Source organism: Reyranella sp. CPCC 100927 (assembly GCF_007859315.1).
In the GTDB taxonomy this organism is placed as follows: domain Bacteria; phylum Pseudomonadota; class Alphaproteobacteria; order Reyranellales; family Reyranellaceae; genus Vineibacter.
In genome coordinates, this window is the sequence record NZ_VOHA01000015.1 from 136,136 (window position 1) to 153,349 (window position 17,214).

15 protein-coding genes are annotated in these 17,214 nt (G+C 66.5%); 8 read left to right on the forward strand and 7 right to left on the reverse strand.

What is annotated here, in order from left to right:
- Positions 1-2 precede the first annotated feature (2 nt).
- A complete protein-coding gene (locus FQU96_RS29840) occupies positions 3-1,007 on the reverse strand; it encodes a phosphotransferase family protein (protein ID WP_178130784.1) in 1,005 nt (334 codons plus the stop codon).
- Between the two features lie 185 nt (positions 1,008-1,192).
- Here FQU96_RS29840 and FQU96_RS29845 point away from each other — a divergent pair, with 185 nt between their 5' ends.
- Positions 1,193-2,884, forward strand: a complete 1,692-nt coding sequence (locus FQU96_RS29845) for an amidohydrolase family protein (RefSeq protein ID WP_146545027.1) — start codon at positions 1,193-1,195, stop codon at positions 2,882-2,884.
- Between the two features lie 157 nt (positions 2,885-3,041).
- Complete coding sequence (locus FQU96_RS29850) at positions 3,042-4,097, forward strand: zinc-binding dehydrogenase (RefSeq protein ID WP_146545028.1); 1,056 nt, start codon at positions 3,042-3,044, stop codon at positions 4,095-4,097.
- Positions 4,098-4,159: 62 nt separating this feature from the next.
- Here the strand turns inward: FQU96_RS29850 and FQU96_RS29855 are convergent, their stop codons facing one another.
- The 4 genes from FQU96_RS29855 to FQU96_RS29870 form a co-directional block, all read right to left on the reverse strand.
- Positions 4,160-5,011, reverse strand: a complete 852-nt coding sequence (locus tag FQU96_RS29855) for a TauD/TfdA family dioxygenase (protein ID WP_146545029.1) — start codon at positions 5,009-5,011, stop codon at positions 4,160-4,162.
- Positions 5,012-5,027: 16 nt separating this feature from the next.
- Positions 5,028-6,347 carry a TRAP transporter large permease gene (locus FQU96_RS29860; RefSeq protein WP_146545030.1) on the reverse strand — a complete coding sequence of 440 codons (1,320 nt, stop codon included), beginning with the start codon at positions 6,345-6,347 and terminating at the stop codon, positions 5,028-5,030.
- Positions 6,347-6,859 (reverse strand): TRAP transporter small permease, encoded by a 513-nt coding sequence (locus FQU96_RS29865; protein WP_146545031.1) that lies wholly within the window; start codon positions 6,857-6,859, stop codon positions 6,347-6,349. The genes FQU96_RS29860 and FQU96_RS29865 overlap by 1 nt, the downstream gene beginning before the upstream one ends.
- Before the next feature lie 142 nt (positions 6,860-7,001).
- Entirely contained in the window at positions 7,002-7,997 is a 996-nt protein-coding gene (locus tag FQU96_RS29870; protein ID WP_146545032.1) for a TRAP transporter substrate-binding protein, read from the reverse strand.
- Between the two features lie 309 nt (positions 7,998-8,306).
- Between FQU96_RS29870 and FQU96_RS29875 the strand changes: the two genes are divergently transcribed.
- The 5 genes from FQU96_RS29875 (at position 8,307) to FQU96_RS29895 (ending at position 12,912) form a co-directional block, all read left to right on the forward strand.
- The gene (locus FQU96_RS29875; protein ID WP_146545033.1) at positions 8,307-8,513 is read left to right on the forward strand and encodes a cold-shock protein; all 207 of its coding nucleotides are present in this window, start codon (positions 8,307-8,309) and stop codon (positions 8,511-8,513) included.
- Positions 8,514-8,803: 290 nt separating this feature from the next.
- Complete coding sequence (locus tag FQU96_RS29880) at positions 8,804-9,007, forward strand: cold-shock protein (RefSeq protein ID WP_146545034.1); 204 nt, start codon at positions 8,804-8,806, stop codon at positions 9,005-9,007.
- Positions 9,008-9,134: 127 nt separating this feature from the next.
- On the forward strand, positions 9,135-10,085 hold the full coding sequence (locus FQU96_RS29885) for a tripartite tricarboxylate transporter substrate binding protein (RefSeq protein ID WP_146545076.1): 951 nt from the start codon (positions 9,135-9,137) through the stop codon (positions 10,083-10,085).
- Positions 10,086-10,133: 48 nt separating this feature from the next.
- Positions 10,134-11,024 (forward strand): TIGR01459 family HAD-type hydrolase, encoded by an 891-nt coding sequence (locus FQU96_RS29890; protein WP_146545035.1) that lies wholly within the window; start codon positions 10,134-10,136, stop codon positions 11,022-11,024.
- 85 nt (positions 11,025-11,109) lie between these two features.
- Complete coding sequence (locus tag FQU96_RS29895) at positions 11,110-12,912, forward strand: adenylate/guanylate cyclase domain-containing protein (RefSeq protein ID WP_146545036.1); 1,803 nt, start codon at positions 11,110-11,112, stop codon at positions 12,910-12,912.
- A gap of 163 nt (positions 12,913-13,075) precedes the next feature.
- Here the strand turns inward: FQU96_RS29895 and FQU96_RS29900 are convergent, their stop codons facing one another.
- Positions 13,076-14,023, reverse strand: coding sequence for an alpha/beta hydrolase (locus tag FQU96_RS29900; RefSeq protein ID WP_178130785.1), 948 nt, complete (start codon positions 14,021-14,023; stop codon positions 13,076-13,078).
- A gap of 114 nt (positions 14,024-14,137) precedes the next feature.
- On the opposite strand from FQU96_RS29900, the gene scpA reads away from it, so the two are divergent.
- Positions 14,138-16,291, forward strand: coding sequence for a methylmalonyl-CoA mutase (scpA, locus tag FQU96_RS29905; protein WP_146545038.1), 2,154 nt, complete (start codon positions 14,138-14,140; stop codon positions 16,289-16,291).
- Positions 16,292-16,333: 42 nt separating this feature from the next.
- Here the strand turns inward: scpA and FQU96_RS29910 are convergent, their stop codons facing one another.
- Positions 16,334-17,158, reverse strand: a complete 825-nt coding sequence (locus tag FQU96_RS29910) for a DUF3108 domain-containing protein (RefSeq protein ID WP_178130786.1) — start codon at positions 17,156-17,158, stop codon at positions 16,334-16,336.
- Positions 17,159-17,214 lie beyond the last annotated feature (56 nt).

The window sequence follows — 17,214 nt, forward strand, 5'->3', positions numbered from 1 at the left end:
CCTTACCGCCCGGCGAGGTCGCGTCCTCGGCTAAACAAGGTCGTGATGCTGGGCGCGAAACGATCCCATAGCGGATCGATCCGGCGGCCGGTGCGGTGCAGCCGCACGTTCAGACAGGCGATCGCGCCCATGCGATAGCAGGCCAGAGCCTGGAACCAGTCGATCGCCGCAACACGCGCACCGCGCGCCTCTTCATAGAGGGTAATCAGGGCGTCGCGTTCGATGCCGACATGGGGCTGCCAGCCGGTGTCCCAACAGTGCGGGTCCGCCATCATGGCGAGCCAGCCGAGATCGAGTGCCTGGGCGCCGATGCTCGCCAGTTCCCAATCGATGATTCCGGTGAGCCGGCCATCGTCGAACAGAAGGTTGCCGGGCTGGTAGTCACCATGGACGATCCCGATCGGTCCTCCATTCGGGATGCGCGCGGCCAGCGCGTCGGCGAGCGCACGTCCCTGCTGTAGCCAATGATCCTCCGGTGCCTTGGCCAGGATCGGGGCCCAGTACGCCAGCTCCGCCGCCAGCGGCCGGGGCTGCTCCCAGTCGCGCAGTGAGCCGCGCCAATCGAAGGCGTGCAGGCGCGCCAGGGCCGCCGCAGCCTGTGTCCACAGCGCCGCGACGCGATCTTCCGCCAGATCGAACGACGCGTGCGGCTCCCAGATGATGAACGTCCGTCCAGGAAGCCGCTCCATCACGATGAAGGGCGTGCCCAGATCGCTTTCGTCCGCGGATGCCCAGGGTACGTTCGGCGCCGGCAGTCCGGCGGCATGGAGCGCCCGCAGCAGCGGCGCTTGTCGATAGACGTCGGTGTTGCCCTGCCGTTTGACGCCGAACGGCGCGAGCTTGAGTACGAAGGGCGTCACGGTTCCGTCGGACAGACGGATGGAGAAGCCGAACGTCAAACCTGCATGGCCTTCTTCCAGCAGCGCGAGCGCGAGGAGTTCGACATCGTCGCCGACATGACGGCTGATCAGCAGGCGAAGCCGTTCGGTGAGGGTACCAAGGTCCATGACGTACCGTTGACCATACGGCCGGTACCGTCGAGGGGTCGTGGACCGCATATCGAATTTTCCTGGAGAAAGGTCCAAAGGGCGGGACTTCTGAATTTCAGGCATGCGTTTAGCGGACAGCGATCACCGGTGGTCTTTGCTACGCTGGTGATCACGGAAACGCAGCACAGCCAACGGAGCAGGGCATGTACGATCTGGTGATCCGCGGCGGCAGGGTGATCGACGGCAGTGGGGCACCGGCACAGACCGCTGACGTGGCTGTGACGGACGGGCGTATCGCGGCAGTCGGCGGCAAACTGGGACCGGCGCGGCGCGAGATCGATGCCGACGGCCTGCTGGTGACGCCGGGCTTCGTCGACATCCATACGCACTATGACGGCCAGGCGACGTGGGATCCCTATCTCACGCCGTCGTCATGGCACGGCGTGACCACCGCGGTGTTCGGCAACTGCGGGGTCGGCTTCGCGCCGGTGCGGCCGGGCGCTACCGACTACCTGATCAACCTGATGGAAGGCGTCGAGGATATTCCCGGTACGGTGCTGTCCGAGGGCGTGCCGTTCACCTGGGAGAGCTTTCCGCAATACATGGACGCGCTGGCGGCGATGCCGCGCGCCATCGACATCGGCGCCCAGGTCCCGCACGCGGCGCTGCGCTTCTATGTCATGGGCGAGCGTGGCGCCGACCACGCCCAGATGCCGACCGACGACGAGCTCGCCCGCATGGCGGCGCTTCTGGAGGAGTCGCTGCTGTCGGGGGCCCTGGGGTTCACCACGTCGCGCACCACCAAGCATCGCGCGCGCGATGGCCGTCTGACACCCAGCCTCAGTGCGCGCGAGCCGGAGCTGTTCGCGCTGGCCCGCGCCATGAACCGCGCCGGTCGCGGCGTGCTGGAGGTGAACTCCGACTTCGGACCCGGCGAGTTCGAGGCGCTGCGTGCGGCGGCCGAGATCGCGCGCCGTCCGCTGTCGTGCCTGCTGGTGCAGGTCAACAAGACGCCCGACCTGTGGCGCCAGACACTGGATCAGATCCGCGCCGCGCGCGCCGCCGGCGTGGAGGCCAACGCCCAGGTCGGCTGCCGGCCGATCGGCGTGCTGCTGGGGCTGGACACCACGGTCAATCCGTTCTCCGCCCATCCGGTGTGGGCGTCGCTGCGCAACCTGTCGGCGGCGGAGCGCTATCAGCGCCTGGCCCACGACGCCGAGCTGCGGCAGCGGCTGATCGCGCCGGCCCCCGAGGGGGCCGCCTCGATCTTCGCCGCCGAGCTGTCGAAGGCTTATCCGCTGACGGCCGGTGGGCTCGACTATGAACCCGAACCCTCGAGCAGCGTGACGGCGCAGGCCGCCGCGCGTGGCGTGGACCCGCGTGCCTTGGCGCTGGACCTGATGATGGCGGACGGCGGCACGGGTCTGTTGCTGCATCCGTTCGAGAATTATTGCGGCGGCAATCTCGACGTCGTGCACACGATGCTGACCGACGATGCCTGCGTGCTGGGTGTTGCTGATGGTGGCGCCCATGTCGGCGTCATCTGCGATGCCGGTGCGCCGACCTACCTGCTGACCCACTGGGCGCGCGATCGCACCCGTGGCCCACGCCTGGCGCTGGAGTTCCTGGTGCACAAGCAGACGCGCGAAGCCGCCTTGGCCTATGGCATGGCCGACCGCGGTCTGCTGGCGCCGGGCTGCAAGGCCGATATCAACGTCATCGACTTCGATCGCCTGCGCCTGCTGGCGCCGGAAGTGGTCTACGACCTGCCCGCTGGCGGCAAGCGCCTGGTGCAGAAGGCCGAGGGCTATCGCCACATCTTCGTATCCGGTGTCGAGACGCTGCAGGCCGACCAGCACACGGGTGAACTGCCGGGCCAGCTGGTGCGTAGTTAGCCCTCTCCCGCAAGCGGGAGAGGGAGGGGCCCATTGCGCGAATCGCAATGGGAGGGTGAGGGCCCAAGGACGAGGTGTGTAACCCCTCACCCGCCGACCGCTACGCGCTCGTCGACCTCTCCCGCTCGCGGGAGAGGTAAAAAAAGGAGGAAACCCCATGAAAGCCGTCGTCTTTCTCGGAGAGCGCGAGCTCGCGTTCATGGACTTCGACGACCCGGCCCCGGACGTCGGCGAGGTCGTGCTCGAGATGAAGGCCTCGGGCATGTGCGGCAGCGACCTCAAGTACTATCGCGCGCCGAAGGACGGCGGCGGTGCCGCGGCACTGGGACTGGGCGCCCTGTCCGGCCCGGTGATCGCCGGTCACGAGCCGTGCGGCGTGGTGGCGGCCGTCGGCGCCGGCGTTCCGGAGGCGATGGCGCGGCCCGGCATGCGGGTGATGGTGCACCACTACAAGGGCTGCGGCGTCTGCAAGCACTGCCTGGTGGGCTGGACGCAGCTCTGCAGCAAGAGCGGCATGATCGTGTACGGCGCCACAGGTCACGGTGGCCATGCGCCCTATATGAAGGTGCCGGCCAGCACCCTGGTGCCGCTGCCCGATTCACTCTCCTATGAAACCGGTGCCGCGATCTCCTGCGGCACCGGCACTGCGTTCGGTGCCCTGCAGCGCATTAACCTGACCGGCCGGGATACCATCGCGATCTTCGGTCAGGGGCCGGTCGGCCTGTCGGCGACGCAGCTCGCCGCCGCCATGGGCGCCCGCGTGATCGCACTCGACATCAGCCCTGAGCGCTTGGCGCGCGCGACTGAATTCGGGGCCGACAGCGTGATCAATCCGTCGAAGACGGATGCCGTGGCGGCCATCAAGGATCTGACGCACGGCGAAGGCGTCGGTCTGACCATGGACACGACCGGTGCGGCCGATGCGCGGGCACAGGCCGTGCGCGCCACCCGGACCTGGGGCACGGCGTGCTTTGTCGGCGAGGGCGGATCGGTGACGCTCGACGTCAGTCCGGACATGCTGCGCCGCCAGGTCACCATCGTGGCCTCATGGACGTTCTCGACCGTCGGCCAGGCCGAATGCGCGCGCTTCGTGGCCGAACGCAAGGTCGACGTCGATCACCTCTTCACGCACCGTTGGCGTCTGGGGCAGGCGGACGAGGCTTATCGCCTGTTTGACAAACAGAACACCGGCAAGGGCGTCTTCCTGATGTGAGGTGCTATCGCTCGGGATGACAGCTGTATCAGAGGCCAGTCTCCAGCGCCGTCGGCCTGTCGTCAGAGGGTCGGGCCGGGATCCTTGATGGTGATGCGCCACAGGGTGCGCGGACGACTCATGTCGACCAGCGGTGCGGCGTGCAGCAGGGCGGCGTTGTCCCAGATGATGACATCGCCCGGCCGGTAGTCGTAGGTGTAGCGATAGCGCGGGTGCGTGGCGTGCGCTTTCAGGTCGTCGAGCAGGGCGATCGCCTCGACGTCGTCCATGCCCTCGATGCCGAACGAACTGCCGGAAACAGCGTAGAGCGCCGGCCGTTCCGTGTGGGTATGCCGCCGCACCAGCGGATGGCGCACCCAGTCCATCCGCGCTTGCTGCGCTGCGCTCAGTCGCGAGGCGGCCGTGCGGGATGCTTCGTCGAGATCGTCGCGGTTGCCGTAGTGGTGCCGGCACACAAGGCCATCGATGCGTGCCCTGGTATCGGCCGGCAGATCCTCCCAGGCCCGGCGCTGGTTGGCGAACGTGGTGCCGGCGCCCCTGGCCGGCACGTCGATGGCATAGAGCATCGTGCAACGCGCCGGTACGGCAAGATAGGAATAGTCGGTGTGGAAGTAAGTGCCGGCGTCGGCGAGGCCGATCGGCTCGCCGTCCTTCAGCACGTTGGACAGGATCAGGATGTTGGCGTCGGCCGGATGATGGAACTGGTCGATCACGTGCGGTTCGGGCTGGCCGAAGCGGCGCGCGAAGGCCATGAAATCGTTGGGTTGTAGTCTCTGGCCGGGCAGCACCGCCACGAGATGCTCGTGCAGCGCCGCTTCGATGGTCCCGAACGTGGGATCATCGAGATCACGGGCCAGGTCGATACCGGTGATCTCGCAGCCCAGGGCATCTGAGAGGGGGCGGATGGAGGCCATCGTCGGTACTCCTCGATCAGCGCAGGAACTCCGGCGAGATCAGCGACGGCAGGATCAGCGACACATCGGGCCATATGATCACCAGCGCCAGCACCATCAGCATCGGCACCAGCATGATCATGGTGTCCTTGAGTGCATCGCCGATGCGGATGCCCGCCACCGAGCAGGCGATCATCAGGCACAGGCCGTAAGGTGGCGTCACCAGGCCGAACGCGAGCGACACGATGCCGATCATGGCGAAGTGCACCGGATCCATGCTGACCGCCTTGGCCAGCGGCTGCAGGATGCTGCCGACGATAATGATCGCCGGGATCGCGTCGAGGAAGCAGCCGACCACCAGGAACACGAAGGCGATGAAGAAGCCGGTGACGGTCAGACCCATGCCCCAGGCCGACACGCCTTCCAGAATCGCCTTGGGGATCTGGTAGTAGGCGAGCAGCCAGCCGAAGGCGCTGGCGGTGCCGACGCAGAACAGGGCGGCACCGGCCAGCTTGCCGGTGTCGAGCAGGGCATACTGCAGGCCCTTGAAATCCATCTCGCGGTAGACGACCAGCGACAGCGCGCCGGCGTAGAGCACGGCGATGCAGGCCGACTCGGTGGCGGTGAACCAGCCGAAGATCTTGCCGCCGATGATGATGGCGGGCGTCATCAGGGCCGGGATCGAGACCCAGCTGGCGCACAGGAACTCGCGCCAGGTCGAGCGCGGGTAGGTGGGATATCCACGCGCCTTGGCATACGCGTGCACGGTCGCCATCTGCGCCAGGCCGATCAGCAGGCCGGGAATGATGCCGGCCAGGAACAGCGCGCCGATCGACACCGTGAGCACGCCACCCCACACGATCATCAGGATCGAGGGCGGGATGATCACGGCCAGCACGGCGGAGACCGCCGTGATCGCCACCGAGAAGCTGTCGTCGTAGCCTTCCTTGCGCTGGGCCTCGATGAAGATCTTGGACTGGCTGGCGGCATCGGCGGTCGATGATCCGGAGATGCCGGCGAAGAAGATCGACAGCACGACATTAATCTGTGCCAGGCCGCCGGGGAAATGGCCCACCATCGATCGCGACAGGCGCATCAGGCGATCGGTGATGCCGCCGACATTCATCAGGTTGGCGGTCAGCAGGAAGAACGGCACCGCCAGCAGGATGAAGGAGTTGTAGGCGTTGAATGTCTCCTGCACCAACGTCATCGCCGACAGCCGCGGCTCGATCACCAGGATCGGCAGGCAGGCCAGGCCCAGCGCGAAGGCCACCGGCACGCGCAGGAAGAGGAACAGGAAGAACAGCCCGAACAGGATCAGCGCTGCCATGCCGGGCGACAGTACGGCGGTGCCCATCAGGCCGACCTCCCCAACAGCACCCGCAGGTCGTCGACGAACTGCTCACCCAGGAACAGCAGCCACGTGACGCCGGTGATCGGCCAGGCGATATGGATCAGCCACAGCGGCAGTTCGGCCAGTTCGGAGATTCGGTTCCAGGCAAACTGCGTGAACTCGATTCCCGACCAGACGAAGACCAGCGCCAAAGCAAGCACGCCGAGCTTGGCCATCAGCTTGACCGCGGCCTCGGCGCGCGGCCGCAACCTGGGCCAGACATCGACCTCGAAGTGCAGGCTCTCGCGCACGCCGATCATGGCGCCGATCATGATCGTCCAGATGAAGAGAAAGCGCGCCATCTCCTCGGTCCAGATGTAGTGCGGGATCAGATCGGTGAAGCGCGAGAAGATCTGCAGCGTGACCGGTACGACCAGGATGGCGACCGACACCATCAGCAAGTACGACAGGATGCGGTGGTACCACGCGGTTGTGCGGCGCCACGGCCCTGGCGCATCGGGCGGCGTTTCACTCATGCGTCCTCGCATGATTGTTGGAAGCGAATGCGCCCGGGAGCGCGGGCCTCTGGCCCGCACGGTGCGAATCGCCGATCATGATTGGTCTGCTCCCTGAGCGCTGTGGGCGAAAGCGGGCGGGACGCCCGCGCTCCCAGGATGCTCACTTGATGGCGTTGATCTGTTCGAGGATCTTGTCGACGCCGATGTCCTTGGCATAGGCGGCCATCACCGGGTCGACCAGCTTCTTCATGGCGTCGCGGTCGGCAAACGCTAGGCGTTTCAGCTTGCCGGCTTTCTCCAGCGCCTCGAGCTTGGCGGCATCTTCCGACGACTCGACCTGGCGGCCGTAGGCACCGGCCTCCTTGCCGGCCTTGGTCACCGCTTCCTGCAGGTCCTTGGGCAGGGTCTTGAACGTCTTGCCCGAGAAGCAGATCGGCCGGATGGTGATGGCGTGCTCGGTCATCGCGAGGTTGGGGCCGACCTCGTAGAACTTCATCTGCTCGACGCCGGCTGCCTCGTTCTCGCCGGCGTGGATGACGCCGTTCTGGATGGCATTGTAGACCTCGTTGTAGGCGATCACCGTCGGCGACATGCCGGTGGCGGCGAACGTGCGGCTCCAGATCGGCGCCCCCTGGACGCGGACCTTGAGGCCCTTCATTTCGGCGAGGTTATGCACCGCCTTGTTGGCGAAGATGTTGCGCACGCCACCGCCGGCGTAGCCGATCAGCATGACGTCGGCCTTGGCCGCGATCTCGTCGGCGACCGGTTTCAGCAGGTCGGCATCGAGCACCTTGTTCCAGTGCGCCAGATCGCGGAACAGGAACGGCGCGTCGATGAACGGCGCGGCCTTGGAGAAGGTCGACATATGGGCCGGCGAGACGATGCCGTAGTCCACCGCCTTGCCCTGTGCCATGTACTCGAAATACTGCTTCTCCAGGCCCAGCGCGCTGTTCTTGTGCAGGGTGAAGTTGATCGGCTTGGCGTAGTACTTCTTCACCAGCTCCTCGAAGCGCACCAGCGCCTTGGTGAAGGCGTGGTCGTCGTTGAACTGCACCGCACCGTTGAGCGTGATCGTCTGGGCGTGACTGGTTGCGGTGGGACCCAGCGTCGCGATGGCGGACCCGGCAATGGTCGTCAACACTCGTCTGCGTTTCATGGCGTATCTCCCAACGAGCCCATCGGTCGAATGCCGATCTTTGCGTGCGTCCTGGTGTGGGACGGGGCCGGTTGCGGAAATGATAGCCATCACGTCGCGGCGGGGCAAATCGACCGGTGCGACCATGCTTTAGGGTTTGACAACGGCAACCCGAATGTGTCTTGTGCCGCGCACAATCGACTTTTGGTCTGCTTGGCCAAACCCCGCCGCGCCGCGGCGCCGTTTCCACACGCTACCCGAAAATCAGGTTGTCAAAACCGCGCAATCGTTGCGTGGTGGCGATGCGCACCGGCGCAAGAAGGACAGACGATGAGCAATATCGGAACCGTCAAGTGGTTCAACGCCCAGAAGGGCTACGGCTTCATCCAGCCGGAGGATGGCAGCAAGGACGTGTTCGTGCATATCAGCGCGGTGGAACGCGCTGGTATCCGCGGGCTGAACGAAGGCCAGAAGGTGAGCTTCGAGCTCCAGAGCGACCGCGGCAAGACGTCGGCGGTCAATCTCGAACTGGTGTGACCTCGGCGGCTGATCGCCCGGCGATCGGTCGATGAAGCGGCGCCGGACCCTGTCCGGCGCCGCTTTTCATGCGCAGCGGATGCATCGACCGGGCCTCCGGTCACCACCAAATAGCGTTTGACAGCGGCCCGTTTGACGGTGTTCCGTTGCAGCACAATCGACTTTGGTCCGCCTTGACCACTCCGCCGCGGGCAGCGGCGCCGTTTCAAGACTACCCCCAAACTAGGTTGTGCCGCCGTGCGATGTTCGCGCGGCGCATGTGTTCCCGCGCAACAGAACAGAGACCAAAGATGGCTACTGGGACGGTCAAGTGGTTCAACACCACGAAGGGTTATGGGTTCATTCAGCCGGACGGCGGCGGCAAGGACGTGTTCGTGCATGTCAGTGCCGTCGAGCGCGCCGGCCTGCGTTCGCTGCAGGAGGGCCAGAAGGTCACCTACGAGATCGCCAATGAGCGTGGCCGTTCCTCGGCCGTGAACCTGCAGGCGCAGTGACGCTGCGACCGATCCTCATCTGGATCGCCAAACGCATGGCGCCGGCATTGTCCGGCGCCGTTTGCGTTCATGGTGCCGTAAAAGGCCTGCCTCAGGGAGGGCTGCCGTGCGATTGACGCGGCGAAGCATGGTGCTGGCGAGCGCTGCATCGGTGGTGGCGCCCGCTCCGGTCGGCGCCCGGGCGTTTCCGAGCCGGCCCATTCGGATCGTCGTGCCGTATGCGCCGGGCGGTGGTGCCGACACCGTCGCGCGGCTGCTGGCGCCCAAGTTGCAGGACGCACTGGGCCAGAGCGTCATGATCGACAACAAGCCGGGGGCTGGCGGTGTGATCGGTGACGATGTGGTCGCCAAGGCGCCACCGGATGGACACACGCTGCTGCTCGGCGCCTTCGCTCATGCGGTCAATCCGTCGCTGCTGCCGCGCATGCCATTTCGCACGCCCGACGACTTTGCGCCGATATCGTTGCTGGTCGTCGTTCCCGACCTGCTGGTGGTGACGCCGTCGTTGCCGGCAACATCGGTTGCGGAACTGATCGCTCTGGCCAAGGCGCAGCCGGGTAAACTGGCCTATGGCTCTGCCGGCAACGGCACGGCCCAGCATCTGGCTGCCGAACTGTTCAAGGCCCGCACCGGCTGCGACATCCAGCACGTGCCCTATAAAGGCGGCGGCCCGGCGCTGGTCGACGTCGCAGCGGGCCACGTCCAGATGCTGTTCGGCAATATGAGCTCGGCGCTGCCGCAGGCCCAGGCCGGTCGCGTGCGTGCCGTGGCGGTGACCAGCCCGAAGCGTTCGCCGGCGGCGCCCGATGTGCCCACTGTCGCCGAGTCGGGTGTGCCGGGTTACGACGTCTACGAATGGAATGCGCTGTTGGCGCCGGCTGGCACGCCCGCCGCGGTGATCGAGCGCCTGCAGCAGGAGGCAGCCAAGGCGCTGCGCCTGCCCGACGTCGTAGCCCGCCTGGCGACGCTCGGTGCCGAGCCGGTGGGCAGCACACCCGAGACCTTCGCTGCCTTTCTGCGAACCGAGATCGCCAAGTGGGCGGACATCGTGAAGACCGCTGGCATCAAGGCCGAGTGACAATGGCGGCGGCTTTGCTTTTGCGCGCCTGCATGCGACAAGCGCGTCATGCCTGATACCTCCTTCACGGCGATCAACGGGCTCGCCGCGATCGCCGACCGCTACGATGCCTTCATCATCGACCTGTGGGGCGTCGTACATGACGGCAAGCAACCCTATCCTGGGGTGCTCGACTGTTTCGCCGCCCTCAAGCGCGCTGGCAAACACACGCTGTTGCTGTCCAACGCACCGCGGCGCGCTCATGCCGCGCTGGGCCGCCTCGCCGAGCTGGGACTCACGCGCGACCGGTTCGACGAATTGCTGACCTCAGGCGAGGACGCGTGGGAAGCCCTGCGGACGCGTGGCCGGGCCGACGCGGCACCCTTCTATCGCGACCTGGGCCGGCGCTGCTTCCTGTTCGGTGCCGCGCGCGATCTCAGCCTGTTCGAGCAGATCGATGTCGAGCGGGTGGACGATATCGCGACCGCCGATTTCATCCTCTGTACCAACCTCTACGACTACGGCGAGAAGCCCGCCGATCACGCGGCGACCTTGCGTGCGGCCGTGGCCCGTGGCCAGCCGATGATCTGCGCCAACCCCGATCTGGTGGTCGTCCATGGCGCGGCGCTGGAATATTGCGCCGGGGCCGTCGCGGCGCTGTACGAGGAGCTCGGCGGCCGCGTCGTCTATCACGGCAAGCCGCATGCGCCGATCTACGCCCGGGCGCGCGCCCTGCTGGGCGGTGCGGCGCCGGCGCGCGTGCTCTGCATCGGCGATTCGCTGCGCACGGACATTGCCGGCGCCAACGCTGCCGGACTCGACTCGCTGCTGGTGGTCGGCGGCATCCATCGCGAGGAATTCACCGGTCCCGACGGCAGGATCGATCATGCCCGTATCGAGGCTGCCTGCGCCACGGCCCACGCGCGCCCGACCTGGATCGGGCCCGGCCTGCAGTGGTGAGGATGCTCGCCGCCACGTGAGGCTTCGTGGTTTGTCGTTTGCCGTCATGCGATTAGAGTGAGGCTGTTCGGAGGAAGAGCGGCCGATGCCCAAGGTCGAATGGACGTGGCATTTCGAGGATCTGCCACCGGCTGCCGTCTGGCCGGTGCTGGCCGACACGAACCGTTTCAACGAGATCCTGGGCCTGCCGTCCTACCAGCTGGAGGAGGTCGCGCAGCCTGACGGCACGGTGTTGCGGCGCGGCACAGGCCGGGTCGCCGGCATCGACCTAGCCTGGGACGAGAAGCCCTGCGAGTGGGTGTTGCACCGGCGCTTCCGCCAGACCCGCGTCTTTTCCAAGGGGCCCTTCCGGGTCTTTGGCCCGACCCTCGATGTTACCCCGACGGGTGGCGGCAGCACGGTCATCTACGCACTGCGCTGGGAGCCGATGAACTGGCTGGGCAGGCTCACCGGCCTGCGGCTGGCGCGCAGTTCGGGCCGGCTGATCGAGCGGCGCGTCAAGGAGGGCGTCGCCTTCCTGCGCGGCGGGCCGCCGATGATGTTCGACTACACGCCGCCGGCGCCCGCGGCCGGTGTGCGCGAGCGGCTGGACGCGATGGTGCGCGATGCGGAGGCAACCGGCTACGCCCACGGCCAGGCGCGTCGCCTCGCCGATCGACTGCTGAGTGCCATGGAGGTCGACCTGCAGCGCGTGCGTCCCAAGGCGCTGGCTGCCGCCTTCGATATCGCACCACGTGATGCGATCGAGCTCTGTCTCGCCGGCGTGAAAGCACGCATGCTCGATATGAGGTGGGACCTGCTGTGCTCCAACTGCCGCGGTGCCAAGATGACGGTGTCGTCGCTGGACCAGCTGCCGCGCGGCGCCCACTGTGCTTCGTGCAACATCGACTACGACCGTGACTTCGCGCGCAACGTCGAGCTGACGTTCGCGCCGTCGCCGCTGATCCGCGCGCTGGGCACCGGCATGTTCTGCCTGAGCGGGCCGGCCACGACGCCGCATGTCGTGACGCAACAGCTGCTGGCGGCGGGCGAGCGGCGCATCGTGGCGATGGACCTGCCGCCAGGTCCCTATCGACTGCGCACGTTGCATCCCGGGCGCGCGGTGGACATCGACCACGCTGGCGGGCCATTCCCCGGCCTCCGGATCACGGCCAACGGGGTCGACGTGCTGGCAGCCGAAAAGTCGGGTGAGATCGTCTTCGTCAACGAAGCGGGCTTCGAGCTGGCGGCGCTGGTCGAGACGCGCGATTGGGTGCGCGAGGCGCTGACCGCGCACGAGGTCACGACACTGCAGGCGTTTCGCGAGCTGTTTGCCGACGCCACGTTGCGGCCGGGCGACGAGGCCGGTATCGGCCAGGTCACGATCCTGTTCACCGACCTGCGCAGTTCGACGGCGCTCTACGAGCAGATCGGTGACGCTGCTGCCTTCAACCTGGTGCGCGCGCATTTCGCGGTGCTGGGCAAGGCCGTGCGCGACGCCAACGGCGCCGTCGTCAAGACCATCGGCGATGCGGTGATGGCGGCTTTTGCCGATCCCGCCGATGCCGTGCGCGCCGCGCTGGCGATCCGCAGCGACGTGGCGGCACTCGACCGGCGCCTGTCGGCCGAGCGCGGCTTGGCTGATGGTGCGCTGGTGGTGAAGATCGGCCTGCACATGGGCCCCAGCATCGCCGTCAACCTCAACGACCGTCTCGACTATTTCGGCACCACGGTGAACATGGCCGCCCGCCTGCAAGGCCAGAGCCTGGGTGGCGATATCGTGCTCTCACGCGCAGTCGCGGATGATCCGGCCGTGCGGCCGGTTCTGGCCGATGCCGTGGTTCACGATGAGACCGTTACGCTCAAGGGCTTTGGTGCGCCGGTGCCGTTTGTGCGCATCGTCGCGTAGGCCGCATTTGGGTCAGCCCTGTAGGGCAGCGCCAACCGAAATACAGAACAGCACCAGACCCAGCGCGATCGCGGCCAGGGCGGTACGATACTCGGGTGGTACGTGCAGTTTTCCGACTGGGGGCATGCCGGTACATACGGACCGGCATGCCGCGGTATCCCTGCTATCGACCGAAAAAGGCGCCGAGCACGCCGGCGGCCTCATCGTTGGCCACCAGCCCCTGCTTGAGAAATCGCGTCATCGAGAAGAAACCGTGCAGGGTGCCAGGGAAATTTGCATAGGTGACCTTGACGCCGGCCTGACGCAGTTTCTCGGCATAGGCGTGGCCTTCGTCCTTGAGCGGATCGTAACCGGCAGTCAGCACGTACGCTGGCGGCAGGTTGGCGAAGTCCTTGGCCAACAAAGGCGACAGGCGCAGATCGCTCAGATCCGTGCCGGCCGGCACGTAATGCTGCCAGAACCAGTCCATCAGCGCCTGGGTCAGGAAATACCCTTCGCCTAGGGTGCGGCGCGACTCGGTGACCGTCGTGCTGTCGGTGGCGGGGTAAATCAGCATCTGGAACGCAGGCATCTTCTCGCCGGCGAGCTTGGTCTGCTGACAGACGACCGCCGAGAGGTTGCCGCCGGCAGAGTCGCCACCCACGGCGATCCTGTCGGGCAAGGTGTCGAAAACCAAAGCGTTGTCGCGAATATGCTGGAAGGCAGCCAGTGAATCCTCGACCGGCGCCGGGAACGGATGCTCGGGCGCCATGCGATAGTCGATGGCGATCACCTGGCACCGGCTCTTGTTGGCGATGCGCCGGCAGGTCGAGTCGTGCGTTTCCAGGTTGCCGATCACGAAACCGCCGCCGTGGTAGTAGACCAGGGTGGGCAACGGGTTCTCGTTGACGCCGGCCGGCCAGTAGCGCCGGAAGGGGATCGTGCCGCGTGGCCCGGGCAGGACGCCGTCGATCACCTTGGCAACCTCGGGCGGCTCGGCCTCGCCATCAGCCGACATCTTGTCGGCCAGTGCCCGCGCCTCGGCTGCGCCCAGGGTGTGCAATTGCGGGCGGCCGGCGGCCACCGCCTTCTCCATGAGGTCAAGCACGAAGGCGGCTTCGGCATCGAGCATGCAGGATCTCCTGTTTCGGCGAGCGGAGCGCATGGCCGGGCAGCCTTTCCGCCCGCCCGGTGATGCGCTATGAGCAGATGATCGTGCGCAGATTGCGCGAGCCGGGGCAAGACCATGGCCGAGTTTTCGAAAAAGACTGTCGACGATTGGGCCAAGCTGGCCCAGAAAGAGCTCAAGGACCGGCCGCTGGAGAGCCTGGACTGGCTGACGCCCGAGGGCATCAAGGTCAAGCCGCTCTACACGGCCGCCGACCTCGAGAATCTCGAAACGCTGGGCACGCTGCCGGGCTTCGCGCCGTTCCTGCGCGGTCCCAAGGCGACCATGTATGCCGGCCGGCCGTGGACGGTGCGCCAGTACGCCGGCTTTTCGACGGCCGAGGAGAGCAACAAGTTCTACCGCGCCAACCTGGCGGCGGGGCAGCAGGGCGTGTCCGTGGCCTTCGATCTGGCGACGCACCGCGGCTATGACAGCGATCATCCGCGCGTCATCGGCGATGTCGGCAAGGCCGGTGTGGCGATCGACTCCATCGAGGACATGAAGATCCTGTTCGACGGCATCCCGCTCGAGAAGATGAGCGTGTCGATGACGATGAACGGCGCGGTGCTACCGGTGCTGGCCGGATACATCGTCGCCGGCGAGGAACAGGGCGTGCCGCTGGCACAGCTGGCGGGCACGATCCAGAACGACATCCTCAAGGAGTTCATGGTCCGGAACACCTACATCTATCCGCCCGGACCCAGCATGCGCATCGTGGCCGACATCATCGAGTTCACGGCCAAGCACATGCCGAAGTTCAACTCGATCTCGATCTCCGGCTACCACATGCAGGAAGCCGGCGCGACGCAGGTGCAGGAACTCGCCTTCACCCTGGCCGACGGCCTGGAATACGTGCGTGCCGCGCTGGGCAAAGGACTCGACATCGACGCGTTTGCGCCCCGGCTCAGCTTCTTCTGGGCGATCGGCATGAATTTCTTCATGGAAATCGCCAAGATGCGCGCCGGCCGATTCCTGTGGGCCGAGCTGATCGCGCAGTTCAATCCCAAGAAGGCCGACAGCCTGGCGCTGCGCACGCACTGCCAGACCTCGGGCGTGTCGCTGACGGAACAGGATCCCTACAACAACGTCGTGCGCACGGCGATCGAGGCGCTGGCCGCCGTGCTGGGCGGCACCCAGTCGCTGCACACCAACGCCTTCGACGAAGCGATTGCGTTGCCGTCGGTGACGTCGGCCCGCATTGCGCGCAACACGCAGCTCATCATCCAGCACGAAACCGGCGTCACCAACGTCGTCGATCCGCTGGCCGGCAGCTACTACGTCGAAAGCCTGACCGCCAGCATGGTCGCCGAGGCGCGCAAGCTCATCCAGGAAGTGGAAGAGCTCGGCGGCATGACCAAAGCTGTCGAAGCGGGCATGCCGAAGCTGCGCATCGAGGAAGCGGCGGCGCGCCGCCAGGCGCGCATCGACCGCGGCGAGGAAGTGATCGTCGGCGTCAACAAGTACAAGCTCAAGCAAGAGGATCCGGTCGACATCCTGGAGGTCGACAACACCGCGGTGCGCGAATCGCAGTTGGCGCGGCTGAAGCGGATCAAGGCGAACCGCGACGAGGCCAAGGTCACGGCGGCCCTGGCGGCGCTGACCAAGGCTGCCACCGACGGCACGGGCAACCTGCTGGAGCTGTCGGTCGCCGCGACGCGCGCGCGCGCGACGGTGGGCGAGATTTCCGAGGCGCTGGAAAAGGTCTACACGCGCCACAACGCGGTCATTCGCTCCATCGCCGGTGTCTACAATCAGGGCTGGGAAGGCGACGAGGGCTATCGCCGCATCCAGGGCGAAATCGCTGACTTCGCCGAAACCGAAGGCCGTCGCCCGCGCATGATGGTCTGCAAGATGGGCCAGGACGGCCATGACCGCGGTGCCAAGGTGATCGCCACCGCGTTCGCCGATCTCGGCTTCGACGTCGATATCGGCCCGCTGTTCCAGACGCCCGAGGAAGCGGCCCGCCAGGCGATCGAGAACGACGTCCACGTGGTCGGTGTCTCTTCGCAGGCGGCCGGCCACAAGACGCTGGTGCCGGAGCTGATCCGGGCGCTGCGCGCCCAGGGCGGCAGCGACATCCTGGTGGTCTGCGGCGGGGTGATCCCGGCTCAGGACTACGACTTCCTGAAAGCGGCCGGCGTCAGCGCCATCTATGGCCCGGGCACCAACATTCCCAAGGCCGCGAGCGAGATTCTCACGCTGCTGCGCGCGGGCGCCCAGCAAGCGGCGTGACGCCGGGGCGCGCGTTTCCGGCGCGTGCCTTCGCTTGCCTGATTACGGCTCCATGGCGAGGCGGTCTTGTGCCGTCATCGGCCGCACCGAAAAGCTCTTCAGCTTGCCCTGCACCGTGCCGAAGCTGGTGGGCATTTCCATCTTCACCGGCAAGGGCCGCTCGAAGCCTTCCAGGGCGCTGAACCAGAGCTTCGGCGGGCTCTTCTCGTAAGCATCCGGCTTCATGCGCTGTTCTTCATAGCCGGCAATGCGTTTCATCACCGCCTCGCAGACCAGGGCTTCGCCGACGATGCCGTTCACCTCGCCGTTCTTCAGCCGGTCGATGCCGACCCGGCGCAGAGTCACATCGAAGCGCCGCTTGCCGTCGAAGATCGGGTAGACGCGATCACAGGGCGCATGTCCGCCCAGGGCACCCGAAAGCGCGGCCGTCATGGGATCGAACGCGCCGCGCTTCTGGTCGGGCGTCACTACTTTATCGTCGGTGGGGACGAACACCGGCTTGTGGTCCTCGCTGTAGGTGCCGTCGCCGCGATAGGTGACCTGCCAGGTGCGGGTATTGTTGCGGAACTGGATCCACGACCAGCCGCCCTGGGGTTGCAGGCCCTGCGGTCCCGCCGTGCCCCATGCCCGGTTGCTGCCGTTGAAGGTGGCCGAGAGGGCGGCGACGATGCCCTCCTTGCTGAATTTGGCATCGACCACGTAGCGGTCGCCGTCGATCCGCAAGTGTGATTCAGCGCGAAAGGCGCGCAAGCCGCTCACCGTGAATTCGTATTCCAGGGTAACCACGCGGCCGGTCGGGGCGGGTGGCGTCGGCGCTGCCGCTGTCCCCGTACTCAGGCCCAGCAGGACAACGGCGCACGTTGTCATGCGACCCCGAAATCCTGCCGCAGACAGCGTTGTCACGGTCTTCATCCCGGTGGCCT

Coding starts and splice junctions, on each gene's coding strand:
- FQU96_RS29840 (WP_178130784.1), bottom strand. CDS start 1,007: ATGGACCTTGGTACCCTCACCGAACGGCTTCGCCTGCTGATCAGCCGT.
- FQU96_RS29845 (WP_146545027.1), top strand. CDS start 1,193: ATGTACGATCTGGTGATCCGCGGCGGCAGGGTGATCGACGGCAGTGGG.
- FQU96_RS29850 (WP_146545028.1), top strand. CDS start 3,042: ATGAAAGCCGTCGTCTTTCTCGGAGAGCGCGAGCTCGCGTTCATGGAC.
- FQU96_RS29855 (WP_146545029.1), bottom strand. CDS start 5,011: ATGGCCTCCATCCGCCCCCTCTCAGATGCCCTGGGCTGCGAGATCACC.
- FQU96_RS29860 (WP_146545030.1), bottom strand. CDS start 6,347: ATGGGCACCGCCGTACTGTCGCCCGGCATGGCAGCGCTGATCCTGTTC.
- FQU96_RS29865 (WP_146545031.1), bottom strand. CDS start 6,859: ATGAGTGAAACGCCGCCCGATGCGCCAGGGCCGTGGCGCCGCACAACC.
- FQU96_RS29870 (WP_146545032.1), bottom strand. CDS start 7,997: ATGAAACGCAGACGAGTGTTGACGACCATTGCCGGGTCCGCCATCGCG.
- FQU96_RS29875 (WP_146545033.1), top strand. CDS start 8,307: ATGAGCAATATCGGAACCGTCAAGTGGTTCAACGCCCAGAAGGGCTAC.
- FQU96_RS29880 (WP_146545034.1), top strand. CDS start 8,804: ATGGCTACTGGGACGGTCAAGTGGTTCAACACCACGAAGGGTTATGGG.
- FQU96_RS29885 (WP_146545076.1), top strand. CDS start 9,135: ATGGTGCTGGCGAGCGCTGCATCGGTGGTGGCGCCCGCTCCGGTCGGC.
- FQU96_RS29890 (WP_146545035.1), top strand. CDS start 10,134: ATGCCTGATACCTCCTTCACGGCGATCAACGGGCTCGCCGCGATCGCC.
- FQU96_RS29895 (WP_146545036.1), top strand. CDS start 11,110: ATGCCCAAGGTCGAATGGACGTGGCATTTCGAGGATCTGCCACCGGCT.
- FQU96_RS29900 (WP_178130785.1), bottom strand. CDS start 14,023: ATGCTCGATGCCGAAGCCGCCTTCGTGCTTGACCTCATGGAGAAGGCG.
- scpA (WP_146545038.1), top strand. CDS start 14,138: ATGGCCGAGTTTTCGAAAAAGACTGTCGACGATTGGGCCAAGCTGGCC.
- FQU96_RS29910 (WP_178130786.1), bottom strand. CDS start 17,158: ATGACAACGTGCGCCGTTGTCCTGCTGGGCCTGAGTACGGGGACAGCG.